Origin of the sequence: Pseudomonas capeferrum (assembly GCF_000731675.1) — a bacterium.
GTDB classification, from domain to species: Bacteria; Pseudomonadota; Gammaproteobacteria; order Pseudomonadales; family Pseudomonadaceae; genus Aquipseudomonas; species Aquipseudomonas capeferrum.
The window spans coordinates 83,226-108,745 of record NZ_JMIT01000004.1; the positions used below are offsets into that span (position 1 = coordinate 83,226).

19 protein-coding genes are annotated in these 25,520 nt (G+C 62.9%); 12 read left to right on the plus strand and 7 right to left on the minus strand.

The window, feature by feature from the left end; translation table 11 throughout:
- Positions 1–241 precede the first annotated feature (241 nt).
- The 6 genes from PC358_RS22505 to aauR all read left to right on the plus strand — a co-directional run bounded on the left by PC358_RS22505 (position 242) and on the right by aauR (position 6,748).
- Positions 242–1,159, plus strand: coding sequence for a glutamate/aspartate ABC transporter substrate-binding protein (locus PC358_RS22505; RefSeq protein ID WP_033702990.1), 918 nt, complete (start codon positions 242–244; stop codon positions 1,157–1,159).
- 142 nt (positions 1,160–1,301) lie between these two features.
- Entirely contained in the window at positions 1,302–2,048 is a 747-nt protein-coding gene (locus PC358_RS22510; protein WP_033702681.1) for an amino acid ABC transporter permease, read from the plus strand.
- Complete coding sequence (locus PC358_RS22515) at positions 2,049–2,720, plus strand: amino acid ABC transporter permease (RefSeq protein WP_033702682.1); 672 nt, start codon at positions 2,049–2,051, stop codon at positions 2,718–2,720.
- Positions 2,717–3,451: an amino acid ABC transporter ATP-binding protein gene (locus PC358_RS22520; protein WP_033702683.1), complete on the plus strand. Its 735-nt coding sequence runs from the start codon at positions 2,717–2,719 to the stop codon at positions 3,449–3,451. Before PC358_RS22515 ends, PC358_RS22520 begins: the two co-directional genes overlap by 4 nt.
- A gap of 67 nt (positions 3,452–3,518) precedes the next feature.
- Positions 3,519–5,423 carry a two-component sensor histidine kinase AauS gene (gene aauS, locus PC358_RS22525; RefSeq protein WP_033702684.1) on the plus strand — a complete coding sequence of 635 codons (1,905 nt, stop codon included), beginning with the start codon at positions 3,519–3,521 and terminating at the stop codon, positions 5,421–5,423.
- Positions 5,420–6,748, plus strand: coding sequence for a two-component response regulator AauR (aauR, locus tag PC358_RS22530; protein ID WP_033702685.1), 1,329 nt, complete (start codon positions 5,420–5,422; stop codon positions 6,746–6,748). The genes aauS and aauR overlap by 4 nt, the downstream gene beginning before the upstream one ends.
- Positions 6,749–6,785: 37 nt before the next feature.
- On the opposite strand, the gene PC358_RS22535 is transcribed toward aauR, so the two are convergent.
- The gene (locus tag PC358_RS22535) at positions 6,786–7,781 is read right to left on the minus strand and encodes an alpha/beta fold hydrolase (protein WP_033702686.1); all 996 of its coding nucleotides are present in this window, start codon (positions 7,779–7,781) and stop codon (positions 6,786–6,788) included.
- A 207-nt stretch (positions 7,782–7,988) separates the two neighbouring features.
- Here PC358_RS22535 and metR point away from each other — a divergent pair, with 207 nt between their 5' ends.
- Positions 7,989–8,906: a transcriptional regulator MetR gene (gene metR / locus PC358_RS22540; RefSeq protein ID WP_033702687.1), complete on the plus strand. Its 918-nt coding sequence runs from the start codon at positions 7,989–7,991 to the stop codon at positions 8,904–8,906.
- Here metR and PC358_RS22545 read toward each other — a convergent pair.
- The gene (locus PC358_RS22545; RefSeq protein WP_033702688.1) at positions 8,890–9,303 is read right to left on the minus strand and encodes an NUDIX hydrolase; all 414 of its coding nucleotides are present in this window, start codon (positions 9,301–9,303) and stop codon (positions 8,890–8,892) included. The genes metR and PC358_RS22545 overlap by 17 nt on opposite strands.
- Before the next feature lie 129 nt (positions 9,304–9,432).
- Between PC358_RS22545 and PC358_RS22550 the strand changes: the two genes are divergently transcribed.
- Together PC358_RS22550 and PC358_RS22555 are read left to right on the plus strand one after the other, a co-directional pair.
- Positions 9,433–13,716, plus strand: a complete 4,284-nt coding sequence (locus PC358_RS22550; RefSeq protein WP_033702689.1) for a DEAD/DEAH box helicase — start codon at positions 9,433–9,435, stop codon at positions 13,714–13,716.
- A gap of 126 nt (positions 13,717–13,842) precedes the next feature.
- A complete protein-coding gene (locus tag PC358_RS22555; RefSeq protein ID WP_033702690.1) occupies positions 13,843–15,453 on the plus strand; it encodes an FMN-binding glutamate synthase family protein in 1,611 nt (536 codons plus the stop codon).
- A gap of 13 nt (positions 15,454–15,466) precedes the next feature.
- On the opposite strand, the gene PC358_RS22560 is transcribed toward PC358_RS22555, so the two are convergent.
- The 4 genes from PC358_RS22560 to PC358_RS22575 form a co-directional block, all read right to left on the minus strand.
- On the minus strand, positions 15,467–16,978 hold the full coding sequence (locus PC358_RS22560) for a glycosyltransferase family 39 protein (protein WP_050506156.1): 1,512 nt from the start codon (positions 16,976–16,978) through the stop codon (positions 15,467–15,469).
- On the minus strand, positions 16,978–17,940 hold the full coding sequence (locus PC358_RS22565; protein ID WP_033702691.1) for a glycosyltransferase family 2 protein: 963 nt from the start codon (positions 17,938–17,940) through the stop codon (positions 16,978–16,980). The genes PC358_RS22560 and PC358_RS22565 overlap by 1 nt, the downstream gene beginning before the upstream one ends.
- Complete coding sequence (locus PC358_RS22570; RefSeq protein ID WP_033702993.1) at positions 17,925–18,308, minus strand: GtrA family protein; 384 nt, start codon at positions 18,306–18,308, stop codon at positions 17,925–17,927. The genes PC358_RS22565 and PC358_RS22570 overlap by 16 nt, the downstream gene beginning before the upstream one ends.
- 146 nt (positions 18,309–18,454) lie before the next feature.
- Positions 18,455–19,873, minus strand: a complete 1,419-nt coding sequence (locus tag PC358_RS22575; RefSeq protein ID WP_033702692.1) for an amino acid permease — start codon at positions 19,871–19,873, stop codon at positions 18,455–18,457.
- Between the two features lie 424 nt (positions 19,874–20,297).
- Here PC358_RS22575 and PC358_RS22580 point away from each other — a divergent pair, with 424 nt between their 5' ends.
- From PC358_RS22580 to PC358_RS22590, 3 genes are all read left to right on the plus strand, one after another.
- The gene (locus PC358_RS22580; RefSeq protein WP_033702693.1) at positions 20,298–23,435 is read left to right on the plus strand and encodes a biosynthetic peptidoglycan transglycosylase; all 3,138 of its coding nucleotides are present in this window, start codon (positions 20,298–20,300) and stop codon (positions 23,433–23,435) included.
- A gap of 87 nt (positions 23,436–23,522) precedes the next feature.
- Positions 23,523–24,065, plus strand: a complete 543-nt coding sequence (locus PC358_RS22585) for a PadR family transcriptional regulator (protein WP_095064248.1) — start codon at positions 23,523–23,525, stop codon at positions 24,063–24,065.
- Positions 24,062–24,823 carry a siderophore-interacting protein gene (locus PC358_RS22590; RefSeq protein ID WP_033702694.1) on the plus strand — a complete coding sequence of 254 codons (762 nt, stop codon included), beginning with the start codon at positions 24,062–24,064 and terminating at the stop codon, positions 24,821–24,823. Before PC358_RS22585 ends, PC358_RS22590 begins: the two co-directional genes overlap by 4 nt.
- 46 nt (positions 24,824–24,869) lie before the next feature.
- On the opposite strand, the gene PC358_RS22595 is transcribed toward PC358_RS22590, so the two are convergent.
- Positions 24,870–25,520, minus strand: coding sequence for a Pr6Pr family membrane protein (locus PC358_RS22595; protein WP_033702695.1), 651 nt, complete (start codon positions 25,518–25,520; stop codon positions 24,870–24,872).

Genomic DNA, 25,520 nt, shown 5'->3' on the forward strand with positions numbered 1-25,520 from the left:
CGTTCGGATTGCCGAACGAAAAAAACCCACGCATTCGGCGTTCCGACTATGGGTTAATCCAGAAAAACCTTGAGATAGGGCTGATGCCCAGGCTTTTCGGGGGGTTATGATCATTCACAGAGTTTGGCACGAGTCATGCTCTACACTTGGAAGCCGAATGCACCGCTTCATGCTGTATTCGTTGAACGAAAGAGTCCGCCAACGGCTCCATAAAAAAAACAAACACGTCGAGGAAAATTTGATGCGTATCGTTCGTCAATTGCTGGGCGCCGCCATCGCGGCTGCAGTCATCGCTTCGCCTGTCATGGCCGAGGAGCTGACCGGCACCCTGAAGAAGATCAAGGACTCGGGCACCATCACACTGGGGCACCGTGACTCATCCATTCCATTTTCCTACCTGGCAGGCAGCACCACGCCCGTCGGCTACTCCCACGACATCCAGCTCGCTGTGGTCGAAGCGCTGAAGAAGCAGCTGGGCACCGACATCAAGGTCAAGTACAACCTCGTCACCTCCCAGACCCGTATTCCTCTGGTGCAGAACGGCACCGTCGACCTGGAATGCGGCTCCACCACCAACAACGTCGAGCGCCAGCAGCAGGTCGGTTTCTCGGTCGGCATCTTTGAAGTCGGTACCCGTCTGCTGACCAAGGTCAAGGACGGTCAGCCATCCTATAAAGACTTCCCGGACCTGGCCGGCAAGAACGTGGTGACCACCGCCGGTACCACCTCCGAGCGCATCCTCAAGGCGATGAACGCCGACAAGCAGATGAAGATGAACGTGATTTCCGCCAAGGACCACGGTGAAGCCTTCAACATGCTCGAAAGCGGCCGCGCCGTGGCCTTCATGATGGACGACGCCCTGCTGGCCGGTGAAATGGCCAAGGCGCGTAAACCTGCAGATTGGGTCATCACCGGTACTCCACAGTCGTACGAAATCTACGGCTGCATGGTGCGCAAGGAAGACGCTGCGTTCAAGAAAGCGGTCGACGACGCCATCGTGGGCTACTTCAAATCGGGTGAAGTCAACAAGAGCTACGACAAGTGGTTCATGCAACCGATCCCGCCAAAAGGCCTGAACCTGCAGTTCCAGATGAGCGACGAACTGAAGAAACTGATCGCCGAGCCGACCGACAAGGCCGCGGACGAGAAGAAGTCCTGATCCTCAGATAGTGGCCTGGTGCGCAAGCGCACGAATCTATTCTGCAGGCCACTCATTAGTGTCTAACCTTTCATCCGAGGGCGCCGAGCGCCCCCGGATGCTCGAAGGTGCCCGTGAAACAACCGTCTGAGGGGAAATCCCGATGAATTACAACTGGGACTGGGGCGTGTTCTTCAAGTCCACCGGCGTGGGCAGCGAAACCTATCTGGACTGGTACATCACCGGCCTGGGCTGGACCATCGCCATCGCCATCACCGCCTGGATCATCGCACTGCTGCTGGGGTCGGTACTCGGCGTCATGCGTACCGTGCCTAACCGCCTTGTATCGGGCATCGCCACCGCCTACGTGGAGCTGTTCCGTAACGTACCGCTGCTGGTGCAATTGTTCATCTGGTACTTCCTGGTACCGGACCTGCTGCCCGAGGGCCTGCAGGAATGGTTCAAGCAGGACCTCAACCCGACCACCTCGGCGCTGATCAGCGTGGTTGTCTGCCTGGGCCTGTTCACCGCCGCGCGAGTCTGCGAACAGGTGCGGACCGGTATCCAGGCGCTGCCCCGCGGCCAAGAGGCCGCCGCCCGTGCCATGGGTTTCAGCCTGCCGCAGATCTACACCAACGTGCTGCTGCCGCAAGCGTACCGGATCATCATTCCGCCGCTCACCTCCGAGTTTCTCAACGTGTTCAAGAACTCCTCGGTGGCCTCGCTGATCGGCCTGATGGAGCTGCTGGCACAGACCAAACAGACGGCGGAATTTTCCGCCAACCTGTTCGAGGCATTCACCCTGGCCACGCTGATCTACTTCACCCTGAACATGGGCCTGATGCTGCTCATGCGCCTGGTCGAGAAGAAAGTTGCCGTGCCTGGCCTGATTTCCGTGGGGGGCAAGTAAATGGACATGGATTTCAGCGAAATCATCCCGGCCCTGCCTGCCCTGTGGGGCGGCATGGTCATGACCCTGCAATTGATGGTCATGGGCGTGGTCGGCGGCATCGCGCTCGGCACCCTGCTGGCATTGATGCGCCTGTCGTCGAGCAAGCTGCTGTCGCGTGTGGCGGGTGCCTACGTCAACTACTTCCGCTCGATCCCGCTGCTGCTGGTGATCACCTGGTTCTACCTGGCGGTGCCGTTCGTGCTGCGCTGGATCACCGGCGAAGATACCCCCGTCGGTGCGTTCACCTCCTGCGTCGTCGCGTTCATGATGTTCGAGGCGGCGTACTTCTGCGAAATCGTCCGCGCCGGCGTGCAGTCGATTTCCAAAGGGCAGATGGGTGCCGCTCAAGCACTGGGCATGAATTACGCCCAGACCATGCGCCTGATCATCCTGCCCCAGGCCTTCCGCAAGATGACCCCGCTGCTGCTGCAGCAGAGCATCATCCTGTTCCAGGACACCTCGCTGGTGTATACCGTGGGCCTGGTCGACTTCCTCAACTCGGCACGCTCCAACGGCGACATCATCGGGCGCTCCCATGAGTTCCTGATCTTCGCCGGGGTTGTCTACTTCATCATCAGCTTCTCCGCTTCGTGGCTGGTCAAGCGCCTGCAAAAAAGGATCACCGTATGATTTCCATCAAGAACGTCAACAAGTGGTACGGCGACTTCCAGGTACTGACCGACTGCAGCACCGACGTCAAGAAAGGTGAAGTAGTGGTAGTGTGCGGCCCGTCGGGCTCGGGCAAGTCCACCCTGATCAAGTGTGTCAACGCCCTGGAACCGTTCCAGAAAGGCGACGTGGTGGTCGATGGCACCTCGATTGCCGACCCGAAGACCAACCTGCCCAAGCTGCGTTCGCGGGTCGGCATGGTGTTCCAGCACTTCGAGCTGTTCCCGCACCTGACCATCACCGAGAACCTGACCATCGCCCAGCGCAAGGTACTTGGCCGCAGCGAGGTGGAAGCCACCAAGAAGGGCCTGGCCCTGCTCGAACGCGTCGGCCTCAGCGCCCATGCCAAGAAGCACCCCGGCCAGCTCTCCGGCGGCCAGCAGCAGCGTGTGGCGATCGCCCGCGCCCTGGCGATGGACCCGATCGTCATGCTGTTCGACGAACCGACCTCGGCACTGGACCCGGAAATGGTCAGCGAGGTGCTGGATGTGATGGTGCAACTGGCCCACGAAGGCATGACCATGATGTGCGTGACCCACGAGATGGGCTTTGCCCGCAAGGTCGCCAATCGGGTCATCTTCATGGACAAGGGCAGCATCATCGAAGACTGCACCAAAGAGGAGTTCTTCGGTGACCAGAGCGCCCGCGACCAACGCACCCAGCACTTCCTGAGCAAGATCCTGCAACACTAAGTCGGCCTCCAGCTCCGCTGCTCGCCCCCTCCGGGCAGCGGATGCTGGTCGTGACAAGGCCACTGTGATGAAATGCGACCCTTCGCTACTGCTCCCTGCCAAGCCTGCCGTGAATTCCCGCCTGATCCGCCAATTGCTGTTGCCGCCTTTGATCATCCTGCTGATGGTCGGCTTGGGGCTGGCCGGTTACCTGGTCAGCGAGAGCAACGGTATCCGCAGCCTTAGCGAAAACGGCGAGCGTCAGCTGGAGCTGCACGCGCGCACGGTCGAAAGCGAGATCAGCAAGTACACCTACCTGCCCAGCTTGCTGGAGCTTGAAGACAGCGTCTCGCACCTGCTCACCGACCCTGACGGCGGCTCCCGCCAGGCCGTCAACGAATACCTCGAAGGTTTGAATCGGCGCAGCCGCAGCCGGGCGATCTTCGTCCTCGACACCAATGGCCGGGTGCAGGCCACCAGCAACTGGCGCGATGCCGATTCGTTCCTCGGTGAAGACCTGTCGTTCCGAGCCTATTTCCAGACGGCCGTGCGCGGCGAACCCGGGCGCTTCTACGGCATCGGCAGCACCACCGGCGAGGCTGGCTACTACCTGGCCCACGGGCTGGAAGAACACGGCAAGATCATTGGCGTGGCGGTGATCAAGGTGCGCCTGGACACCCTTGAGGAGCGCTGGCAACGGGCCCGCCTGGAGGCTTTCGTCAGTGACGAAAACGGCATCATCATCCTCTCCAGCGACCCGGCCCGGCGCCTGAAATCGGTGCGCCCGCTGACCCCGCAAATCAAGGAGCGCCTGGCGCGCAGCCTGCAGTATTACTGGTGGCCGTTGAACGAGCTGCAACCATTGGCGCGGGAAACCCTGGCCGATGGCGTCGAGAAGCTGACCTTCCCGGCCAACAGCGAAACGGTTCAGGGCAAAGCCCATGAAGTGGCCTACCTGGCACAAACCCGGCGCCTGGTGGATACCCCGTGGCACTTCACCCTGCTGACCCCGCTGCAGGACTTGCGCCGTGAATCCATGGTGCAGGGCATCCTGGTTGGGGTGGCATTCGCCCTGCTGGCGATTCTGGGTATCGCCTGGAATGAACGGCGCAAGGTCATCGCCACCCGCCTGGCCGCCCGCGAGGCACTGCAGGAAGCCAACAGCCAGCTCGAACGGCGTATCACCGAGCGCACCGCCGACCTGCGCGCCAGCAATGAACGGCTCAAGGGGCAGATCCGCGAGCGCCGGCATGCCGAGCAAACCCTGCGCCACGCCCAGGACGAGCTGGTCCAGGCAGGCAAGCTGGCCGCCATCGGGCAGATGTCCACCAGCATCGCCCACGAACTCAACCAGCCCTTGGCCGCGTTGCGCACCTTGTCGGGCAACACCGTGCGCTTCCTCGAACGCGGCGCACTGGAAACGGCCAGCACCAACCTGCGCACCATGAACGACCTGATCGATCGCATGGGCCGTATCACCGCCAGCCTGCGTTCGTTCGCCCGTCGTGGCGACGACAGTGGCCAGGCGTCGCTGGCCAAGGCAGTGGACGCCTCATTGCAGGTGCTGGCCAACCGTATCAGTGGCTGCCACTTGCAGTTGCACCATCAGTTCGAAGACCAGCAACTGGCCATTGACCAGACCCGCCTGGAGCAGATCCTGGTCAACCTGATCGGCAATGCCCTCGACGCCATGGCCACCCAGCCCTTGCCAGAGCTGTGGCTGGAAGGCGAGCTGCAGGGCGACAAATATCGCCTGCGCGTGCGCGACAATGGCCATGGCATCGACGCCGAGGCGCGCAAGCACCTGTTCGAACCCTTCTTCACCACCAAACCCGGCGAACATGGCCTGGGCCTGGGCCTGACCTTGTCGGCGAGCCTTGCCGCCGCCGCCAAGGGCAGCCTGAACGTCGAGCACCCCGCCAGTGGCGGCACGGCCTTTGTCCTGGCCCTGCCTCTGGTATCCCCCCCTAGCGAACCGGCGGAGCACCCATGAACCAAGCGCCTCTTACCGTCCTGATCGTCGAAGACGACCCGCATGTGCTGCTCGGCTGCCAGCAGGCGCTGGCGCTGGAAGACATCGCCTGTGAAGGGGTCGGCAGCGCCGAACAGGCCCTGGAACGCATCAGCGACGACTTCGCCGGCATCGTCGTCAGCGATATCCGCTTGCCGGGCATCGACGGCCTCGAACTGCTCAACCGCCTCAAAGCCCGCGACCGCAGCCTGCCCGTGGTGCTGATCACCGGCCATGGCGACATCGACATGGCGGTCGGCGCCATGCGCAATGGCGCCTATGACTTCATGGAGAAACCCTTCTCGCCTGAGCGCCTGGTCGATGTGGTGCGCCGCGCCCTCGAACATCGCGGCCTTTCCCGCGAAGTGGTGGCCCTGCGCCGCCAATTGGCCGAACAGAGCAGCCTGGAGGGTCGCATCATTGGCCGCTCGGCCGCCATGGAGCAACTGCGCGAGTTGATCGCCAATGTGGCCGACACCTCGGCCAACGTGCTGATCGAAGGCGAGACCGGCACCGGCAAGGAACTGGTCGCCCGCTGCCTGCACGACTTCAGCCGCCGCCAGGGCCAGCCTTTCGTGGCCCTGAACTGCGGGGGCCTGCCCGAGAACCTGTTCGAAAGCGAGATCTTCGGCCACGAAGCCAACGCCTTCACCGGTGCGGGCAAACGCCGAATCGGCAAGATCGAACACGCCAACGGCGGCACGCTGTTCCTCGACGAAGTCGAAAGCATGCCGATCAACCTGCAGATCAAACTGCTGCGGGTGTTGCAGGAGCGCACCCTGGAACGGCTGGGCTCGAACCAGAGCATTGCGGTGGATTGCCGGGTGATTGCCGCGACCAAGGCCGACCTCGATGCCATGGGCCAGAACGGGCAGTTTCGCAGCGACCTGTACTACCGGCTGAACGTGGTGACGCTGGAACTACCGCCACTGCGCGAACGCCGCGAAGACATCCTGCAACTGTTCGAACACTTCCTGCAGCAATCGGCCCTGCGCTTCGACCGCGAAACGCCGACCTTGGACAGCCAGACCCTGTCGCGGCTGATGGCCCATGACTGGCCCGGCAACGTGCGCGAACTGCGCAACGTGGCCGAGCGTTATGCCTTGGGCCTGCCGGCGTTCAAGAAAGGCCCGAGTGGTGGCGCCAGCCAGGGCCTGGGCTTTTCCGAGGCCGTGGAGGCCTTCGAGCGCAACCTGCTCAGCGATGCCCTGCAGCGCACCGGCGGCAACCTCAGCCAGGCCAGCCAGGAACTGGGCATGGCCAAGACCACGCTGTTCGACAAAGTGAAAAAGTACGGGCTGGGCTGAAAGATCGGCATCGCCCTCTTCGCGGACAAAACCGCTCTCAAAGGCCTGCGATATGCGTCGCGTCCTGCCGGTGTGACTGCAGGTAAGGCAGCACCGCCCCCAGCAACGGCGCCTTGAACGGCTCCTGGAAGCGGTGCGCCAACCCCGGTATCAAGCGCAACTGGCTGCCCTGGATATGCGCTGCCAGGTGCACCCCATGCATCACCGGCAACAAGGGGTCGGCCGTGCCGTGCACCACAAGGGTCGGCACGCGCAACTGATTGAGCAGCGCTACCCGGCTCGGTTCGGCAAGGATCGCCATGATCTGGCGCTTGGCGCCCTCAGGGTTGAACGCCCGGTCATAGGCCACGGCCGCCTGCTGCATCAGCACCGCACGGTCATCGTGCACCTCGGGGCTGCCCAGTGCTGCCAGCAAATCAGCCTGCTGTTCGATGGCCACCTCGCGGTTCGGCGCACTGCGCCGGGCCAGCAACTGCACCAGGGCCGGATCTGGCGCGGGCAACCCTGCGGCCCCCGAGCTGGACATCACCAGCGTCAAGCTGCGCACCCGCTCCGGCGCCATCGCCGCCAGGTGCTGCGCGATCATCCCCCCCATGCTGACACCCAGCACATGGAATTGGTCTATGCCCAGTGAGTCCATCAGGCGCAGCCCATCCCCGGCCATGTCGGTCAGCGTATACGGCGCGGCGACTGGCAAACCCAGCTTGTAGCGCAGCAGCTCGACAGTCAGATTGGCCGAAGGGGGCAGTTGGTTCCAGCGTGACAGGCCGACATCGCGGTTGTCATAGCGAATGACCCGAAAACCCTGGCGGCACAAGGCTTCGACCACGTCGTCCGGCCAGTGGATCAGTTGCCCGCCCAGGCCCATGACCAGCAGCAGTGCCGGGTCTCGAGGCGCACCCACGCTCTGGTAGACCAGGCTCAGGTTACCCAGCTCCGCCCGCTGAGCCGCCACGTGAACGTCGCAGCGCTGCTCGGCGAAGCTAGCCGGCACGCTGACAAGAAAGAACAAAAACAGCAGAAAAGCCCGCATGAAAGAAACACCAGAATGCAGATCCCCAGTAGAACGCGAGTCTGATGAAAATCATTCAAGCGCGCTGCCACAGTTCAATGACAATTTCGTGAACCTCGCCAGGCGGTCAGCGTGGCAACACACGTAAACCCTGATGACAGCCAGGCCAACTTGAGCCAGACTCAACGACTACCCCGTTGCCTCCCGTATTCCCAATGGAAAGTCGTTGTGCTTGAAATTCGCCACCTGAAAACCCTTCATGCCCTGCGCGAGTCCGACAGCCTGGTGGAGGCCGCCGAGCGCCTGCACCTGACGCAGTCAGCCCTGTCGCACCAGTTCAAGGAGCTCGAAGAGCGCCTTGGCCTGCCGCTGTTCGTGCGCAAGACCAAGCCGATCCGCTTTACCAGCGCCGGGCTGCGCCTGCTGCAACTGGCCGATGCCACCTTGCCGCTGCTGCGCGGCGCCGAACGTGACATCGCCCGCCTGGCCGGCGGCACCGCCGGGCGCCTGCACATGGCCATCGAATGCCATAGCTGCTTCCAATGGCTGATGCCGACCATCGACCAGTTCCGCGATGCCTGGCCGGAAGTGGAGCTGGACCTGGCCTCAGGGTTCGCCTTCGCCCCGCTGCCAGCCCTGGCCCGGGGTGACCTGGACCTGGTGGTCACCTCCGACCCGCTGGACCTGGCCGGTATCACCTACGTACCACTGTTCACCTACGAAGCCATGATTGCCGTCGCCAACCAGCATCCGCTGGCCAGCAAGCCTTACATCGTGCCGCAGGACCTGCTCGACCAGACCTTGATCACCTACCCGGTGGAACGCGACCGCCTGGACATCTTCACCCGCTTCCTGGAGCCGGCCGACATCGAACCGGCCGCCGTGCGTACCTCCGAGCTGACCGTGATGATGATGCAACTGGTTGCCAGCGGCCGTGGGGTGTGCGGCATGCCGCACTGGGCGCTGCACGAGTACAGCTCGCGCGGCTATGTGAAGGGCAAGCGCCTGGGCGAAAAGGGCCTGTTCGCCACGCTTTATGCGGCCGTGCGCACCGACATGCTCGACGCACCGTACATGCGCGACTTCCTGTTGACCGCCAAGGACACCTCGTTCGCCACCCTCGACGGGGTCAGCGCGGTACGCTGACCGCTTTGCGGTAGAGCGGCAGGATCAAGTCGCGGGTCAATGGCGCCAGCTCAAGAGTGGGCGCCTGGTCGGCGGCCAGCCAGACCACTTCTTCGATTTCCGCCGCTGGCACCACGGCCTCGGCGCTGTCGACCCGAAACAGCTCGGCCTGTACCTCATGACCTGGCTCGTTGGCCGCCGGGGCGCTGAAGCGGCCCAGGAGGATGGCCTGTGCAGGGTCGATGCGCAGGCCCAATTCCTCGTGCAGTTCGCGCACCAGTGCGGCCACCGCTGTCTCCCCTGCATCGATCTTGCCCCCAGGCTGCATGAAGGCCCGGGTGCCGCGTTTGCGGACCAGCAGGGTGCGGCCCTGGGGGTCGATCAGCAGGGCGGCGGCAATGCGGATGGTCTTGGTCATGGGATGGGCTCACAGGCAAAGCCAGAGAGCATCCCATGGGGCTCATGGCCAGACAAGCACAGGTAGCCTCCCCCATGCACAGACGAACGGCCCCTTGCCAACCCGCCGCCGACCCTCCATAACCAACACATGAACCTGCCCGCCCAACAGCACCCGGTGCTCGCACTGTTCCACCCCGCCGTCGGCACCTGGTTCCGTCGCCATTTCGCCACGGTCACCGACGCCCAGGCCCGTGCCTGGCCATTGATTCACGCCGGTCAGTCGATGCTGCTGGCCGCGCCGACCGGTTCGGGCAAGACCTTGAGCGCCTTCCTCGCGGTGCTCGATGAGCTGTTCCGCCAAGGCCTTGAACACGGCGGCGAACTGCCCGCACAGACGCAGGTGGTCTACGTCTCGCCGCTCAAGGCCCTGTCCAACGATATTCGCCTGAACCTGCAGGCCCCGCTCGAAGGCATCAGCCAGGCGCTCGAAGACCAGGGCCTTGAAGCGCCCCGTATCACCACCGCCGTGCGCACTGGCGACACACCGCAGAAAGAACGTGCAGCCATGCGCAAGCTCGCCCCGCACATCCTGGTGACCACGCCGGAGTCACTCTATGTGCTGATGGGCTCGGCCTCGGGCCGTGCCGGCCTTGCCAATGTGCACACGGTGATCGTCGATGAGATTCACGCCCTGGCCGGCAACAAACGCGGCGCCCATCTGGCGCTGACCCTTGAGCGCCTGCAAGCCCTCGCCGAACGGCCCTTGCGGCGCATCGGCCTGTCCGCCACCCAGCGGCCGGTGGCGCGCGTGGCGCAGTTTCTGGTGGGTCATCAGCGCCCCTGTGCGATCGTCGATATCGGCCACGCACGCACGCGCGACCTGGCCCTGGAAGTACCACCCGTGCCCCTGGGTGCGGTGATGGCCACCGACGTGTGGAACCTGGTCTACGACCGCCTGGCAACCCTGGCCCGCGAACACCGCACGACGTTGGTATTCGTCAACACCCGGCGCCTGGCCGAACGCCTGACCCGCCACCTCAGCGACCGCCTGGGCAAAGAAGCCGTGGCCGCGCACCACGGTAGCCTGGCCAAGGAGCTGCGCCTGGACGCCGAACAGCGCCTGAAGCAGGGCCAGTTGCAGGTGTTGGTGGCCACGGCTTCGCTGGAGCTGGGCATCGATATCGGCGATGTCGACCTGGTCTGCCAGATCGCCTCGCCAGGTTCGATCGCGGCCTTTTTGCAACGTGTCGGCCGCTCGGGCCACCAGGTCGAGGGCATTCCCAAAGGCCGGCTGTTCCCTACCTCGCGGGACGACCTGATCGAATGCACGGCCCTGCTCGACTGTGTGCGCCGAGGCGAGCTCGACCAACTGCACATCGCCAAGGCCCCGCTGGATGTATTGGCCCAGCAAATCGTCGCCGAAGCCAGCAACCAGCCGTGGCAGGAGCAGGCGCTGTTCGACTGCCTGCGCCAGGCAACGCCCTACGCCGAACTCGACGTGCAGCACTACCAGGCGCTGCTGAGCATGCTTGCCGAGGGCTACAACGGCCGCCAAGGCATCCGCAGCGCCTACCTGCACCGCGACGCGGTGAGCGGCACCTTGCGCGGCCGTCGCGGCAGCCAGCTGACGGCCTTGACCAGTGGCGGCACCATCCCCGAGACCGCCGACTACGCCGTGCTGCTCGAACCCCAGGCGCTGAGCATCGGCAGCGTCAACGAAGACTTCGCGGTAGAAAGCATTGCCGGCGATATTTTCCAGTTGGGCAATGCCTCGTACCGGATCCTGCGGGTCGAACCTGGCCGCGTGCGGGTCGAGGACGCCCATGGCCTGCCGCCGACCATTCCGTTCTGGCTGGGTGAAGCACCAGGGCGCAGCGATGAGCTGTCAGCGGCGGTCGCCCGCTTGCAGGCACGCATCGACGAGCGGCTGGGGTTGCCGGGTGCAGATAGCGCGGCGGTGGTGCAGTGGCTGCAGCGCAGCTTCGAACTGGGCGAAGACAGCGCCAGCCAGTTGCTCGATTACCTGGGGCGCACGCGGGAAGTACTGGGCGCCCTGCCCTCGCAACAGACGCTGATCATGGAGCGCTTCTTCGACGAGTCCGGCGGCACCCAACTGATCATCCACTCGCCCTATGGCAGCCGTATCAACCGCGCCTGGGGCCTGGCCCTGCGCAAGCGCTTCTGCCGCACGTTCAATTTCGAGCTGCAAGCGGCGGCCAGCGAAGATGCCATCGTGCTGTCGTTGTCCACCAGCCACAGTTTCGCCCTGGACGAGGTGTGGCGCTACCTGACCAGCCGCAATGCCGAACAGGTCCTCATCCAGGCCCTGCTCGACGCGCCGCTGTTCGGTGTGCGCTGGCGCTGGAACGCTGCCGTGGCCATGGCCTTGCCGCGCTTCGTCGGTGGGCGCAAGGTGGCGCCGCAGATCCAGCGGATGAAAAGCGAAGACCTGATTGCGTCGGTGTTCCCCGACCAGATCGCCTGCCTGGAAAACATCGTCGGCGAACGGCAGATCCCCGATCATCCGCTGGTCGAGCAGACCCTCGACGACTGCCTGCACGAGGCCATGGACAGCGAAGGCTGGCTGGCCCTGCTGCGGCGTATGGAGAGCGGCGAGGTGCGAATGATCAGCCGCGACCTGCCGGCACCGTCACCGCTGGCCTCGGCTATCCTCAACGCCAGGCCCTACGCGTTTCTGGACGATGCACCGCTGGAAGAACGCCGAACCCAGGCGGTACTCAACCGACGCTGGAGCGACGTGCGCAGTGGCGATGATCTGGGCGCGCTGGACGCCGACGCCATCCGCGCCGTGGAAGACGAGGCCTGGCCGCAACCGGTCAACGCCGATGAGATGCACGAGGCGTTGATGAGCCTGGGCGCCATCACCCAGCATGAAGCCCAGGCCAACGCCAGTTGGGCCCTGTTGCTTCGGCAACTGGCCAAGGCAGGCCGAGCCTTGCACCTGCCCGATCAACAGCTCTGGCTGCCCCGTGAGCGCCTGAACCTGCTGCAGGCGCTGTATCCAGGTGCAGCCACAGAGCCGGCCTTGAACCTGCTGCCCGGCTTTGATCAGGCCATCGACCCCGACACTGCGCTGAGCGAGCTGCTGCGCGCCCGCCTGGGAGGTTACGGCCCGCAGACCTTGGCGCAGATCGCCACCCCCCTGGGCAAACCCCTGCCGGACATCGAGCAGGCCCTGGCTCGCCTGGAAAGCGAAGGCTATGTGCTGCGCGGCCATTTCAGCCCAGGTGCACACGACCTGCAGTGGTGCGAGCGCCACTTGCTGGCGCGCATCCACCGCTACACGGTCAAACGCCTGCGCCGGGAGATAGAACCGGTCAGCCTGCAGGACTTCATGCGCTTTCTGTTCGATTGGCAGCACCTGGCCGCAGACGAACGCCTGCGCGGGCCGCAGGCGGTGGCCGAGGTACTGGGCCAACTGCAGGGGTTTCCGAGTGCTGCGGGTGCCTGGGAAGCCGAGCTGTTGCCTGCGCGGATCAAGGACTACAGCCCGCACTGGCTCGACGACGCGTGCCGCAGCGGGCAGTTCGCCTGGAGCCGCCTGGCAGCGACGCAGTCGAGCAGCACATTGGCCAGCACCCCGCTGGTGTTGTTGCCCCGGGACCAGCTCAATACCTGGCGCAGCCTCGCGCCAGCCCCTTCCCCCGAGGCGCTAGGCCCGCGCGCGCAACGTGTGCATGAAGCGCTGAAAACGGAAGGTGCGCTGTTCTTCGATGAACTGGCCAAAGAGGCGCACCTGTTGCCCAGTGAGCTGGAAACGGCACTGCAGGAGCTGGTGGGCTCAGGCCTGGCCGGCGCCGACAGCTTCACCGGCCTGCGCAGCCTGATCACACCAGCGGCCAAACGCGCGCCACGCCACAGCCGCCGCGGCCATGCGCCGTTTTCGAACAGCATGGCCCACGCCGGGCGCTGGGCGTTGTTGCGGCGCGGTACCGCCAGCCTGAACGAAGACCAGCGCCTGGAACACATTGCCCGCACCCTGCTGCGTCGCTACGGGGTGATCTGCTGGCGCCTGCTGGAACGCGAGAGCGATGTGCTGCCCCCGTGGCGAGCGTTGCTGCGCTGTTATCACCGGCTGGAAGCCCGCGGCGAAATTCGTGGCGGGCGGTTTATCGCCGGGTTGGCCGGCGAGCAGTTCGCCTTGCCGGAGGCGGTAGGCCTGTTGCGGCAAGTGCGACGGCGTGAGCCGGAGGGCGCCCTGGTGATGGTCAGTGCCAGCGACCCGCTGAACCTGGTGGGCTCGCTACTGCCGGGGGCCAAGGTACCGGCCGTGAGCGGCAATCGCTTGCTGTACCGCGATGGGGTACCCGTAGCGATGCGGGTTGCCGGGCGATACCAATTCCTCATCGACGCGTCGTTGGAAGAACAGCAAGCCTGGCGCCACCGGCTGTTACTCAAGCAGCACGACTGAGCACCCAGCCCGTTGTGCGAATGATTTTCGATACCCCGATTTTCATTTTCACTACCGCCCAACCGGGCTATGGTCGGGGTTTGCCCCAGGCCCCTGAGCCTGACCGCGCCATCGCAAGGACCCCGTATGAGCCTGTCACTTCTCAGCCGCTACGCCTTCTTCGCCGCCTGTGTACTGTTCACCCTGGCGAGCCTGCCCTTCACCCACCACGAGTGGTTGTGGCCCTTCACCCTGACCACTGCCGTACTCAGCCTGATCGGCGTGTTCGACCTGCTGCAAAAGCGCCACGCAGTACGCCGCAACTACCCGATCCTCGGCAACATCCGCTACCTGGTCGAGGGCATTCGCCCGGAAATCCGCCAGTACCTGCTCGAAGCCGACAGCGACGCCCTGCCCTTCTCCCGCGCTCAGCGCTCGCTGGTGTATGCCCGGGCCAAGAACGAAGCCTCGGACAAACCCTTCGGCACCCTGATCGACGTCTACCAGTCCGGCTTCGAATTCATCGGCCACTCCATGCGCCCGGCACCGCTGACCGACCCTGCGGGTTTTCGCATCGTCGTCGGCGGGCCGCAGTGCAGCCAGCCGTATTCGGCGTCGATCTTCAACATTTCGGCGATGAGTTTCGGTTCACTCAGCGCCAACGCCATCCGCGCCCTGAACGAAGGCGCCAAGCTGGGCAACTTCGCCCACGACACCGGCGAAGGCAGCATCAGCCCCTACCACCGCGAACACGGTGGCGACCTGGTGTGGGAGCTGGGCAGCGGCTACTTTGGCTGCCGTACCGCAGACGGGCGGTTCGACCCGGAACGCTTCGCCGCCCAGGCACGTACCCCCCAGGTACGGATGATCGAAATCAAGATGAGCCAAGGCGCCAAGCCCGGCCACGGCGGCATCCTGCCCAAGCACAAGGTGACCCAGGAAATTGCCGAAACCCGCGGCATCCTCATGGGCGAGGACTGCATTTCGCCGTCGCGCCACAGCGCCTTCTCGACGCCGATTGAAATGATGCAGTTCATTGCCCAGTTGCGCGAGCTGTCCGGCGGCAAGCCGGTGGGCTTCAAGTTCTGCCTGGGCCACCCATGGGAGTTCATGGGCATCGCCAAGGCCATGCTGGAAACTGGCATCCTCCCCGATTTCATCGTCGTCGACGGCAAGGAAGGGGGCACTGGCGCGGCGCCAGTGGAGTTCACCGACCATATCGGCGTGCCGCTGCGCGAAGGCTTGCTGTTCGTGCATAACACCTTGGTCGGCCTGAACCTGCGCGACAAGATCAAGCTCGGTGCCAGTGGCAAGATCGTCAGTGCTTTCGACATCGCCAGCGTATTGGCCATCGGCGCCGACTGGGCCAACGCAGCGCGTGGTTTCATGTTCGCGATTGGTTGCATCCAGTCGCAGAGCTGCCATACCAACAAGTGCCCGACCGGTGTGGCCACTCAGGACCCGTTGCGCCAGCGCGCACTGGTGGTGCCGGACAAGGCCCAGCGGGTATTGAACTTCCACCACAACACCCTGCGCGCCCTGGCCGAAATGCTCGCTGCGGCCGGCCTGGAACACCCGGCACAGCTGGAAGCCAAGCACTTGGTGCGACGGGTATCGGCCACCGAGATCAAGCTGTTCTCGCAGATGCATGTGTTCCTCAAACCAGGGGAGTTGCTGACCGGTGAGGTGGATGGGCAGTTCTATTCGCGGATGTGGCAGATGGCGCGGGCCGACAGTTTCGAGCCACAAGCGGCCTGAGGCGGCTCACGGTTCAGCGATTGGCTTGTTCAGGCACTGCAAACAACAATGCCTTGAACGAGCCCTCGACGATTTCATCAACTTTCACCCACCCGTCGACGGGCATACGCGGCGTGTAAGCAGACGAAGGTTCAGTCACCAGCCAGAGGCGTTTGAAGTGGTTCGCCAGTCTCTGTGGCGTTGTTACGTAAAGCTCATCTGAGCGTTGATAAAACAACGTCAAGGTACCGTAGGTGGTTGCCGCCTTACCGGTCGCATCAGGTTCAATCTGGGTATAGAGAAATGCCGGGCGTCCCGTGGCATTGTAGTACTCGATCGAGAGGTAGTGCCTTTTGCGATCGCCTAACAAAGCATCCCCTGAGCGCCAGTACTTATTAACATGTGCCATCACCGTACCCAGATCACCACCCGGCTTCGCCTGGTAATTGTAGGCATAGGCCAGCCCTGCAAGTTCGATGAACAGACAGCCAGCAACCGATGCCAGTAACGTTCGCCTCGGCCACGTATCAGCGGCGACCGCTACCAGCAACGGCAGCCCCATGAGGGAGAAAAGCAGATAACGGTTGATGAATAACGGCATGGCATAGGAGATCAGCCAGACGACAAGGATGGGAACAAAGCAATAACTCAATAGCAATACATTTGGCTGCCCACGCGTCGAGACATGGCGCAATACCCGTAGCGAAGCAAACACAAGAAAAATGGACAGCAACACAGACAAGACGTCTGCATAGGCAGCCTCCTCACATTGGGTAAATGCATTCCAGAACGATCGCGGCATGCTCAAGAGGGAAGCCGGATAGTGAACAATCCAGGCCACCAACTCACGGTGATGCAGTTGACGATACAAGATGGGCAGCCAAGGCAGATAGGCCACGGCGATTCCCACATGCCCCACCCACCAGGCACGAGCCAATACAAGACGCTTGCCATGTGAATCCGTAGTCACTGACAGGTAGAGCCAATTGGCCAATGCGCACAAGGCTGCAAAGTAGTGGGTGTACAACGCGGCGACCATGAGTAGGCTGTAGGCAACCAGGTAGAGGTTTTTTTGCCTGGATACCCACTGCCAAAGCATGTAGATCGCCGACAACAGCAGCAGACTCAGCAACGCGTACATTCGGGCTTCCTGGCTAAAACGTATGGCCATGGGAAAGAATGCCAACAAGAGGCCAGCAATCATTGCGGCACGCCAAGACGCCAGGTGCCTTGTCAGCAACATACCCATGCCTACCGAAGCGACGCCCGCGCCAACGCTCAAACTACGAACCGCCAGCGCATCACTGCCAAACCACTGCATCCAGTAATGCAGAACCAAGTAATACAGGGGCGGATGGACGTCCCGGGCGGTATGAAACAGTATCTGCTCAGGCGACAGGCGGCTGAGTAAGACACTGAATGCCTCATCCAGCCAGATAGTGCGCGTCGTTACCTGATGAAAGCGCAAGGCAGCACTCATCAGCAAAATTGCCACGACCACGCAAGCTTTTGCACGGGTCTCTTGCCAGCGTAGCGAAACGGCCATTATCTCTCCTTGATCAACGCCCGCCCTGATTGCGCCGGGTCACACCCGACCTTGCCCCTGACGACATAACGAGGGCGATGCTTGGATTCCATGTAGATACGGCCAATGTATTCACCCAAGACTCCGATCCCGATCAACTGCACGCCACCGAGAAACAAGATGGCCGTCATCAGCGAGGGATAGCCTGGGACAGGGTTGCCAAAGATCAGCTTGTCAGCGACCAGCACCGCTGCGTAAACCAACGCTGTGAAGGCGATAGTCCCGCCCACATAGGTCCACAGCCGCAACGGTACAGTGCTGAACGAGGTGATGCCGTCCAATGCCAGATTCCATAACTTCCAGGCGTTGAAACGGCTACCGCCCTGAGCCCGTGCAGCGCGCTCATATTCAACCACCGTGGTGCTAAACCCCGCCCAGGACAGCATGCCTTTCATGAACAGCTGTTGTTCAGGCATCGACTTGATCACGTCCACGACTTTGCGGTCGAGCAGCCGGAAGTCACCGACATTCTCTTCAATGTGTATCTGCGATATCCGCTTGAGCAAAAAGTAGAAGCCTCCGGCCGTTAATCGCTTCAAGTAGCAGTCACTGGAACGGTCCCGGCGCTTGGCAAGCACCACTTCAAAACCGGCTCGCCACTGCTCGATCAACAGGGGTATGACCTCTACCGGATCCTGCAGGTCGACATCGATAGGGATAACTGCATCGCCACGGGCCATTTCCAGCCCAGCGAGGAGTGCCGCTTCCTTGCCAAAGTTACGTGAGAGGTCGACCAGCATGACATCCGGGTCACCCGCAATCAGCTGACGAACCTGCTGTTCACTGCCGTCCTGGCTGCCATCATTGACGAAGATCACCTCGACCCTTGCCGGTTCCCCGTGCAGCGCACGGCGAACCGCGTCATAGAATGGGCGAATTGCCAGTTCTTCATCGAATATCGGGACGATCAGCGAAATAACCATTTGCGCTGCTCCGTGAAGATCCACCGCGACAACAGGAAACCCAGCAGCAGACTCATGGCTGAGTACAACGCGACAGTGACAACCGGCCGCCACTGCTGATTGTCAGCGATAGCCCCCAGCGTCAGGCTGAGGCTGCCCATACCCGCCACGAACACCAGATACCGCAAGAGCGAAATACGCACCTTGAAGGTATATCGGGAGTTGGCCAGAAAAGAGAACGACAACGCTGTGAAGAAGGCAGTGAGGTTACTGATCGCCTGGTCAGTACCGGCAAACAGTTGCATCGCAGTGAACACTGCCACGTGGATGGCGGTATTGAAGATACCGACGATCACGTACTTGAAAAACGCGGGTGCTCTGCATCGCATGGTCACAGATGCCCTTCCTGGCCTGGCCTGAACGCCACGTTAGGCAATAAACCTAGGGCGTTCTACTGACAAAAATGCCAGTTGACGAGCAATGACCCAGAAGGGCTGTAGCTGAAAGGGCCGCCCGAAGGCGGCCCCCGGCCTCGTCAGGACGCTGGGCTGACGATGCCCTGCGGCTGTTTCGGCGCCAGGCGGAAGGTGTAGTACAAGGCGGTCAGCAACACCAGGAACGCCGGGCCGATGTACAGCGCCACGCGGGTGTCTTCGAAGTACGCCATCAGCCCTACCACCAGCACCAGGAAGGCCAGTGCCAGGTAGGAGCTCAGTGGCCACAGCCACATGCGGTATTTCAGCGCCTTGCGCTCGGCAGTGGTGAGCCCGGCGCGGAACTTCAGCTGCGCCAGCAGGATCATCACCCAAGTCCAGATCGCGCCGAAGGTGGCGATCGACGTCACCCAGACAAAGACCTTTTCCGGCACCAGGTAGTTGGCCAGTACGCCCAGCAGCAGCGCGCCGATCGACAGCAGCAGCGCATTGCGCGGCACGCCGTTTTTCGAGGTGCGGGCAAAGGTGGCCGGGGCCTGGCCATTCTGCGCCAGGCTGTAGAGCATGCGACCGGTGCTGAAGATACCGCCGTTGCACGACGACAGTGCTGCAGTGATGACCACGAAGTTGATGATGCCGGCAGCGGTCTTGATACCAAGGCGTTCGAAGGTCATGACGAACGGGCTGCCCTGGCTGCCGATCTCGTTCCACGGGTAGATCGACAGGATCACGAACAACGCCCCTACGTAGAACAGCAGGATGCGCCAGAACACCGAACCGATAGCCTGCGGAATGGTTTTTTGCGGGTTGCGTGCTTCGCCGGCGGTCAGGCCGATCATTTCCACGCCCAGGTAGGCGAACATCACCATCTGCAGCGACATCAGCACGCCGGTCACGCCGTTGGGCATGAAACCGCCATTGCTCCACAGGTTGGAGATACCCATGGCCACGCCGTCGTTGCCCAAGCCGAAGGCAATGATGCCGATACCGCCCAGGACCATGGCAATGATGGTGACGATCTTGATCAGGGCAAACCAGAACTCGAACTCACCGAACGCCTTGACCGCCACCAGGTTGACCGCGCCCATGCTGCCCAGCGCCGCCAAGGCCCAGATCCAGCGGGGGACGTCGGGGAACCAGATGCCCATGTAGATGGCTACGGCGGTGATTTCCGCCACGCAGGTCACCAGCCACAGGAACCAATAGTTCCAGCCGGTGAGAAAGCCCGCCAACGGGCCGAGGTAATCCTGGGCATAGCGGCTGAACGAGCCGGCAACGGGGTTGTGCACGGCCATCTCGCCGAGGGCACGCATGATCACCAGGATGGCCAGGCCACCAATGATGTAGGACAGCATGATGGCTGGGCCGGCCATTTCGATGGCTTTGGCCGAACCGAGGAAAAGACCGACACCGATACAGGCGCCCAGCGCCATCAGACGGATGTGCCGTTCGCCAAGTTCACGCTTCAGAGGGCCGCCCTGAGCGGTCTCGGCGTGGGCAGGGTGGTTGCCGACGGGCATAGCAATACAACCTCATTTTGTTATTGGATTTGACCTTCGTGCAGCACCGGCCGCGCCGATAGGCGGGACGTAGACTTGCCGGGCTGGCCTCGTGGGCCGGCCCGTGTGCCGGCGTAGAGCGTCCGGCAGGGCGAAGGGGGCGAGCAGTATAGGAAGCTCCCTGTAGGGATTTTCACTGTATAAACGGGGAAATTCGGCGAGAAATCTCGCCCCTGTGGGCGCGGCCTTGAGGCGCGACAAGGGCTGCGAAGCCGCCGTAAAAATCCTGTAGCCACCTTAACAACATCGCCTCACCCCGAAACCCACACCAAAGCCGCATATCCCTACGCCACTTTTCTCGCCCTCTTACAAATTTTTCACCTAACCCGGTCAACGTCTAAGCTTCAGACAAGCAAGACGAAAATACCTGGCCGGATTGAAGACTATGGGCGCACTGTGGCAATCGGAACCAACCAGAACGGAAGCACCCGCAACCCCTCCGGCCGAGATGCCACCTGTAAAGTCCCCACGTCAGCGTCGGCTCTGGTGGCGGCTGATCATCCTCATCCTGCTGGTGGCCATCATCGCCCTCGGCTTTGCCGCCTATGACGAATTCCGCACCTCCAACCTGCAATCGCGGGAATTCAGCAAACTGGCCACCACCCTGACCTATTCGCTGCAGCCAGGGCCCAGCGATGCCATCGTCTACCCCGGTGAAGGCCCCTTCGACAAACGCCTGGGCTACAGCGCGCTAGGCGAATTCCTGCCGCGGTTGCTCAAGCGCGACTACCTGATCAGCGAACAGGTGAAATTCTCGCCAGCGTTGATGGACTACGTCGATCACGGCCTGTTCGCCCCCTATATCGAGAAGATCCAGGCCGGCCTGTCGATCACCGACTGCCGTGGCGACACGCTCTACCAGTACAACTACCCGCAACACCTGTACCCGGACTTTGCGGCGATCCCGCCGGTGATCGTCAACAGCCTGTTGTTCATCGAAAACCGCGACCTGCTCGACAGCAAGGACCCGCGCAACAACCCTGCGGTCGACTGGCCGCGCTTCGCCAAGGCGGCCTACAGCCAAGTGGCCAAGTACTTTGCCCTGCCCGGCCAGTCGGCTGGCGGCAGTACCCTGGCGACGCAGCTTGAGAAGTACCGCCACTCACCGGACGGCCTGACCGTTTCTGGCGCCGAGAAGATTCGCCAGATGATTTCTGCCAGCGTGCGTGCCTATCAAGGCGGCCCGGACACCACCGAGGCGCGCCAGCGCATCGTGCGCGACTACCTCAACAGCGTGCCGCTTTCGGCTGTGCCGGGCCACGGCGAAGTGCATGGCATGGCTGAGGGCCTGCGGGTGTGGTACGGCGCCGATTTCGACCAGGTCAACCAGGCCCTGACCTCGACCGCCCAGGACCCTGAAAGCCTGGCCGCGCGTGGCCTGGCCCTGCGCCAGGTGCTGTCGTTGATGATCGCCCAGCGCCGCCCCTCGCATTACCTGTCCAAAGGCCGGGTCGAACTGGCCGAACTCACCGACTCGCATGTTCGCGTACTCGCCGCCAACCAAGTCATCGACCAGCCGCTGGCCGACGCGGCGCTGGCCAGCAAGGCGGTGTATCGCGACTGGGTGGCGCAACCGACCATCGTTCCGATCATCACCAACAAAGGCATCAGCCTGGCCCGTAATCGCCTGGCGGCCATGCTCAACCGCCCGCTGTACGACCTCGACCGCCTCGACCTGTCGGCCACCAGCACCTTGCAGGCCGACCTGCAGATGCAAGTAAGCCAGTACCTGAAAAACCTCTCCGACCCCGAGTTTGCGGCACAGATCGGGCTGATCGGCGAGCGCCTGCTGACCGCCAAGACCACCGACCAGGTGCGCTACAGCTTCACGCTGTTCGAGCGCACCGAAGACGGCTCGCGGGTGCGGGTGCAGACGGACAGCACCGACCAGCCCTTCGACATCAACGAAGGCAGCAAGCTGGAGTTGGGTTCTACCGCCAAGCTGCGGGTGCTCACCACCTACCTTGAGATCATTGCGGAGTTGCACGACAAGTACGCCGGCAAACCTGCTGCCGAGCTGAAAAAGGTCGAGGTGGCCGAACTGGACCGCCTCACCCAGTGGTCGCTGGAATGGCTGATGCAAAACAGCAAAAACCAGAACCTCGATGCGATGCTCGACGCCGCCCTGGAACGCAAGTATTCGGCCAATACCGGCGAAGCCTTCTTCACCGGGGGGGGCATGCACGTGTTCAACAACTTCCGCAAGGAAGACAACGGCCGCAACCCGACCCTGAAGATTGCCCTGCGCGAGTCGATCAACCTGCCGTTCATCCGGCTGATGCGCGACGTGGTGCGTTATGTGACCTACCAGCAGCCGTTCAACCGGGTACCGCTGCTCAAGGACGACGCCGACCCACGCCGCCAGGAATACCTGGCCCGCTTTGCCGACAAGGAAGGCACCAACTACCTGATGCGGTTCTGGAAGAAGTACCAGCGCAAGACCTCGCAGCAGCGCCTGGACACCTTCCTCGACAGCATGCGCGTGACCCCACAGCGCCTGGCGGCAGTGCACCGTTACCTGTTCCCCGAAGCCGGCCAGGAAACCTTCAATGCGTTTGTGCGCGCCCACAGCAAGGACGACAAGATCGCCCTGGGCAAGCTGACCGACGGTCGCCTGTCGGAGATGTACGACGCCTACGGCCCAGGCAAGTACGACTTGCCCGACCAGGGTTACATCGCCAAGGTCCACCCCCTCGACCTGTGGCTGCTCGGCTACCTGCTCAAACACCCAAGCTCGACGCTGACCGAAATGGTCAATGCCAGCCGCTTCGAACGCCAGGAGGTGTACGGCTGGTTGTTCAAGAGCCGTCACCAGGGCGCCCGCGACAGCCGCATCCGCACCATGGTCGAGATCGAAGCGTTCCTCGACATCCACCAACGCTGGAAGCGCGTGGGCTATCCGTTCGACCATCTGGTGCCGTCACTGGCCACCGCCATCGGCAGCTCGGGCGACCGCCCGGCCGCCCTCTCCGAGCTGGTCGGCATCATCCAGAACGACGGCGTGCGCCTGCCCACGTTGCGCATCGATACCCTGCACTTCGCCGATAACACGCCCTACGAGACCAAGCTGGTGAGTGACCCGGACCGCGGCCAACGGATCTTGCCGGTGGAGGTTGCTCGTGCGCTCAAAGGGGCCATGTCGCAAGTGGTAGACGCGGGTACCGCGCGGCGTATTTCCGGCAGTTTCAAGCTGCAAGACGGCACGCCGCTGGTGATGGGCGGCAAGACCGGGACCGGCGACAACCGCATCGAAAGCTTCGGCGCTGGCGGCCGCTTGATCGGCTCGCGTTCGCTGAACCGCACTGCCACGTTCGTGTTCTTCCTGGGCGATAACCACTTCGGCACATTGACCGCATTCGTACCGGGGCGCACGGCGGAAGCCTTCAAATTTACCTCGGCATTGCCGGTGCAGGTGCTCAAGGGCATGGCACCGATCCTCATGCCATACCTGCAACCGGGCAACCCGAATGAGTGCAAAGCGCCCCAGGTAGCCATGCATGGGAATAACCCATCAACTATTTAGTTGATAATCATCTGCATCTAGGGCTTGTCTTTAGATATATCTTGAGTAATATCTTAAGATATATCGCACAAGACGGAGCCCATGATCATGCGCGAACATTCACCCCACGACCCTTTCGAGCGACGCCCCGGCCGCGGCGAACGCGGCCCACGCGTATTCGCCCCCGGCGACCTCAAGCTGCTGATGCTGGCCTTGCTGGCTGAGCAACCTGGCCACGGTTACGACCTGATCCGCCAGATCGAGAACCAGTTCGACGGCAGCTACAGTCCAAGCCCCGGCGTCATCTACCCGACCCTCAACTTCCTTGAGGAAGCCGAGCTGATCAGCGGCCAGCCCCAGGGCAGCAAACGCCTCTATGTCATCACCGATGCCGGCCGCAACGCCCTGGCCGAACAAGCTGTGGCCCTTGACGGCGTGCGCATGCGCATCGAAGTCAGCAAGCGCGCCCTGCGCGGCCACGACCGCCCACCCGAGATCCACGAGGCGGTCGGCAACCTGCGCCATGCCCTGCACATGCACAGCGGGCGCTGGACACCCGAAGAAATCGAGCGCGTCCGCGACCTGCTCAACACCACTGCCAAGGCCATCGCCTCCGGGCCGGCCAACCCTGTTTCGGAGAACACCCCATGAGTGACACCATTCACCGCGTCAACCACGAGATACGCCAACGCCGCCTCGAGGTGCTGCGCGTCACCGACCTGACCCCGCGCATGCGCCGTATCACCCTGGGGGGTGCGGAACTGGAAGGCTTTACCAGCGTCGGCACTGACGACCATGTGAAGCTGCTGTTTGCCGAAACGCCGGAGCAACAGCAAGCGATCGAAGCGCGCAATCTGGGTCGTGAAGGTGGCGCACGCCCCACCATGCGTGAATACACCCCACGGCGTATCGACCTGGTCGGCCATGAGCTGGACCTTGACTTCGTTCTGCACGGTGATGGCCCTGCCTCCACCTGGGCCGCCCAGGCTACACCGGGCCAGTACCTGAACATCGCCGGCCCACGGGCCTCGATGGTGGTACCGGACATCTTCGACAGCTACTTGCTGATCGGTGACGAAACCGCGATTCCTGCAATCGGGCGGCGCCTGGAAGAACTGCCTGCGGGCCGCCAGGTGCTGGCGGTGATCCAGATCGAAGACGAACAGGAGCGCCAGCCGCTGCCGAGCAAGGCACAAGTGGACGTGATCTGGGTACGGCGCCAGGAAGAAGACCTGCTGGCGCTGCTGAAGAACCTGACCTTGCCGCAAGGCAGGCTGTACGGTTGGGTAGCCCTGGAAAAAGCCCTGACCCGCCAGGCCAAGGCCTTGTTGCTGGAGAAAGGCGTGCAGGAAGATGCGCTGAAAGCGGCTGCCTACTGGCGCGCCGACGGTACTGCGGACGACGCGTGATGGGCCCGGGTACAAACAACCTGACAGTCACCAGAACCCCGCTAAATCAATGATTTAGCGGTTGTTCCATGACAGAGCGGCCGCGCCACCGGTCCAGGCCAAGCAGCACCAGGCCAATCGCCCAGAACCCCGCCAACACCCCCAGCGCATTGAGCATCACCCGCCCATACCCGAGGCTCGCCACGTCGATGAACGGGTAGGCATACACGCCAATCTCACTCCCCCGCCACAGTGCATAGGCAAAATACAGCGCCGGGTACAGCGCCCAGGCCGCCAGGTGCCACAGCCGCAACCTGCCCTTGGGCACGGCAAACCACCAGTACACCACGAACAGCGCGGGCATCACATCGTGCAGCAACTCGTCCGCCAGCCACTGCCAGCCCTCGGGCTGCCACAGGTGGCGCAACAGCACGCTGTAGGCCAGCGCCACCAGCACGATACTGGCCGCTACAGCAGAACTCACCGACGGCAGTAGAAAGAAGCGCCTGGCGCGACCCTCCCGGCCGAATGCCGCATAACTCAGCACCGTCGCCACCAGGGTGTTGGTCAACACGGTGAAGTAGCCGAACACGTTGACCAGGCCGCCAATCAGGCTGGCCTGCTCCTGCCAGCGCGCCAGCAATACCAGGTAGACCTGCACGGCCAGGCCGAACCAGCCGAGCACGGCGGCCAGGCACAGCCACGGGTGGCGCCGCAT

Bases quoted from the DNA above. Each gene is read 5' to 3' on its own strand.
- PC358_RS22520 (WP_033702683.1), top strand. From the start codon at position 2,717: ATGATTTCCATCAAGAACGTCAACAAGTGGTACGGCGACTTCCAGGTA.
- PC358_RS22560 (WP_050506156.1), bottom strand. From the start codon at position 16,978: ATGGCCGTTTCGCTACGCTGGCAAGAGACCCGTGCAAAAGCTTGCGTG.
- PC358_RS22505 (WP_033702990.1), top strand. From the start codon at position 242: ATGCGTATCGTTCGTCAATTGCTGGGCGCCGCCATCGCGGCTGCAGTC.
- PC358_RS22545 (WP_033702688.1), bottom strand. From the start codon at position 9,303: ATGACCAAGACCATCCGCATTGCCGCCGCCCTGCTGATCGACCCCCAG.
- PC358_RS22595 (WP_033702695.1), bottom strand. From the start codon at position 25,520: ATGCGGCGCCACCCGTGGCTGTGCCTGGCCGCCGTGCTCGGCTGGTTC.
- PC358_RS22590 (WP_033702694.1), top strand. From the start codon at position 24,062: ATGAGTGACACCATTCACCGCGTCAACCACGAGATACGCCAACGCCGC.
- PC358_RS22580 (WP_033702693.1), top strand. From the start codon at position 20,298: ATGGGCGCACTGTGGCAATCGGAACCAACCAGAACGGAAGCACCCGCA.
- PC358_RS22510 (WP_033702681.1), top strand. From the start codon at position 1,302: ATGAATTACAACTGGGACTGGGGCGTGTTCTTCAAGTCCACCGGCGTG.
- PC358_RS22550 (WP_033702689.1), top strand. From the start codon at position 9,433: ATGAACCTGCCCGCCCAACAGCACCCGGTGCTCGCACTGTTCCACCCC.
- PC358_RS22515 (WP_033702682.1), top strand. From the start codon at position 2,049: ATGGACATGGATTTCAGCGAAATCATCCCGGCCCTGCCTGCCCTGTGG.
- PC358_RS22555 (WP_033702690.1), top strand. From the start codon at position 13,843: ATGAGCCTGTCACTTCTCAGCCGCTACGCCTTCTTCGCCGCCTGTGTA.
- aauS (WP_033702684.1), top strand. From the start codon at position 3,519: ATGAAATGCGACCCTTCGCTACTGCTCCCTGCCAAGCCTGCCGTGAAT.
- aauR (WP_033702685.1), top strand. From the start codon at position 5,420: ATGAACCAAGCGCCTCTTACCGTCCTGATCGTCGAAGACGACCCGCAT.
- PC358_RS22575 (WP_033702692.1), bottom strand. From the start codon at position 19,873: ATGCCCGTCGGCAACCACCCTGCCCACGCCGAGACCGCTCAGGGCGGC.
- PC358_RS22565 (WP_033702691.1), bottom strand. From the start codon at position 17,940: ATGGTTATTTCGCTGATCGTCCCGATATTCGATGAAGAACTGGCAATT.
- PC358_RS22570 (WP_033702993.1), bottom strand. From the start codon at position 18,308: ATGCGATGCAGAGCACCCGCGTTTTTCAAGTACGTGATCGTCGGTATC.
- PC358_RS22585 (WP_095064248.1), top strand. From the start codon at position 23,523: ATGCGCGAACATTCACCCCACGACCCTTTCGAGCGACGCCCCGGCCGC.
- PC358_RS22535 (WP_033702686.1), bottom strand. From the start codon at position 7,781: ATGCGGGCTTTTCTGCTGTTTTTGTTCTTTCTTGTCAGCGTGCCGGCT.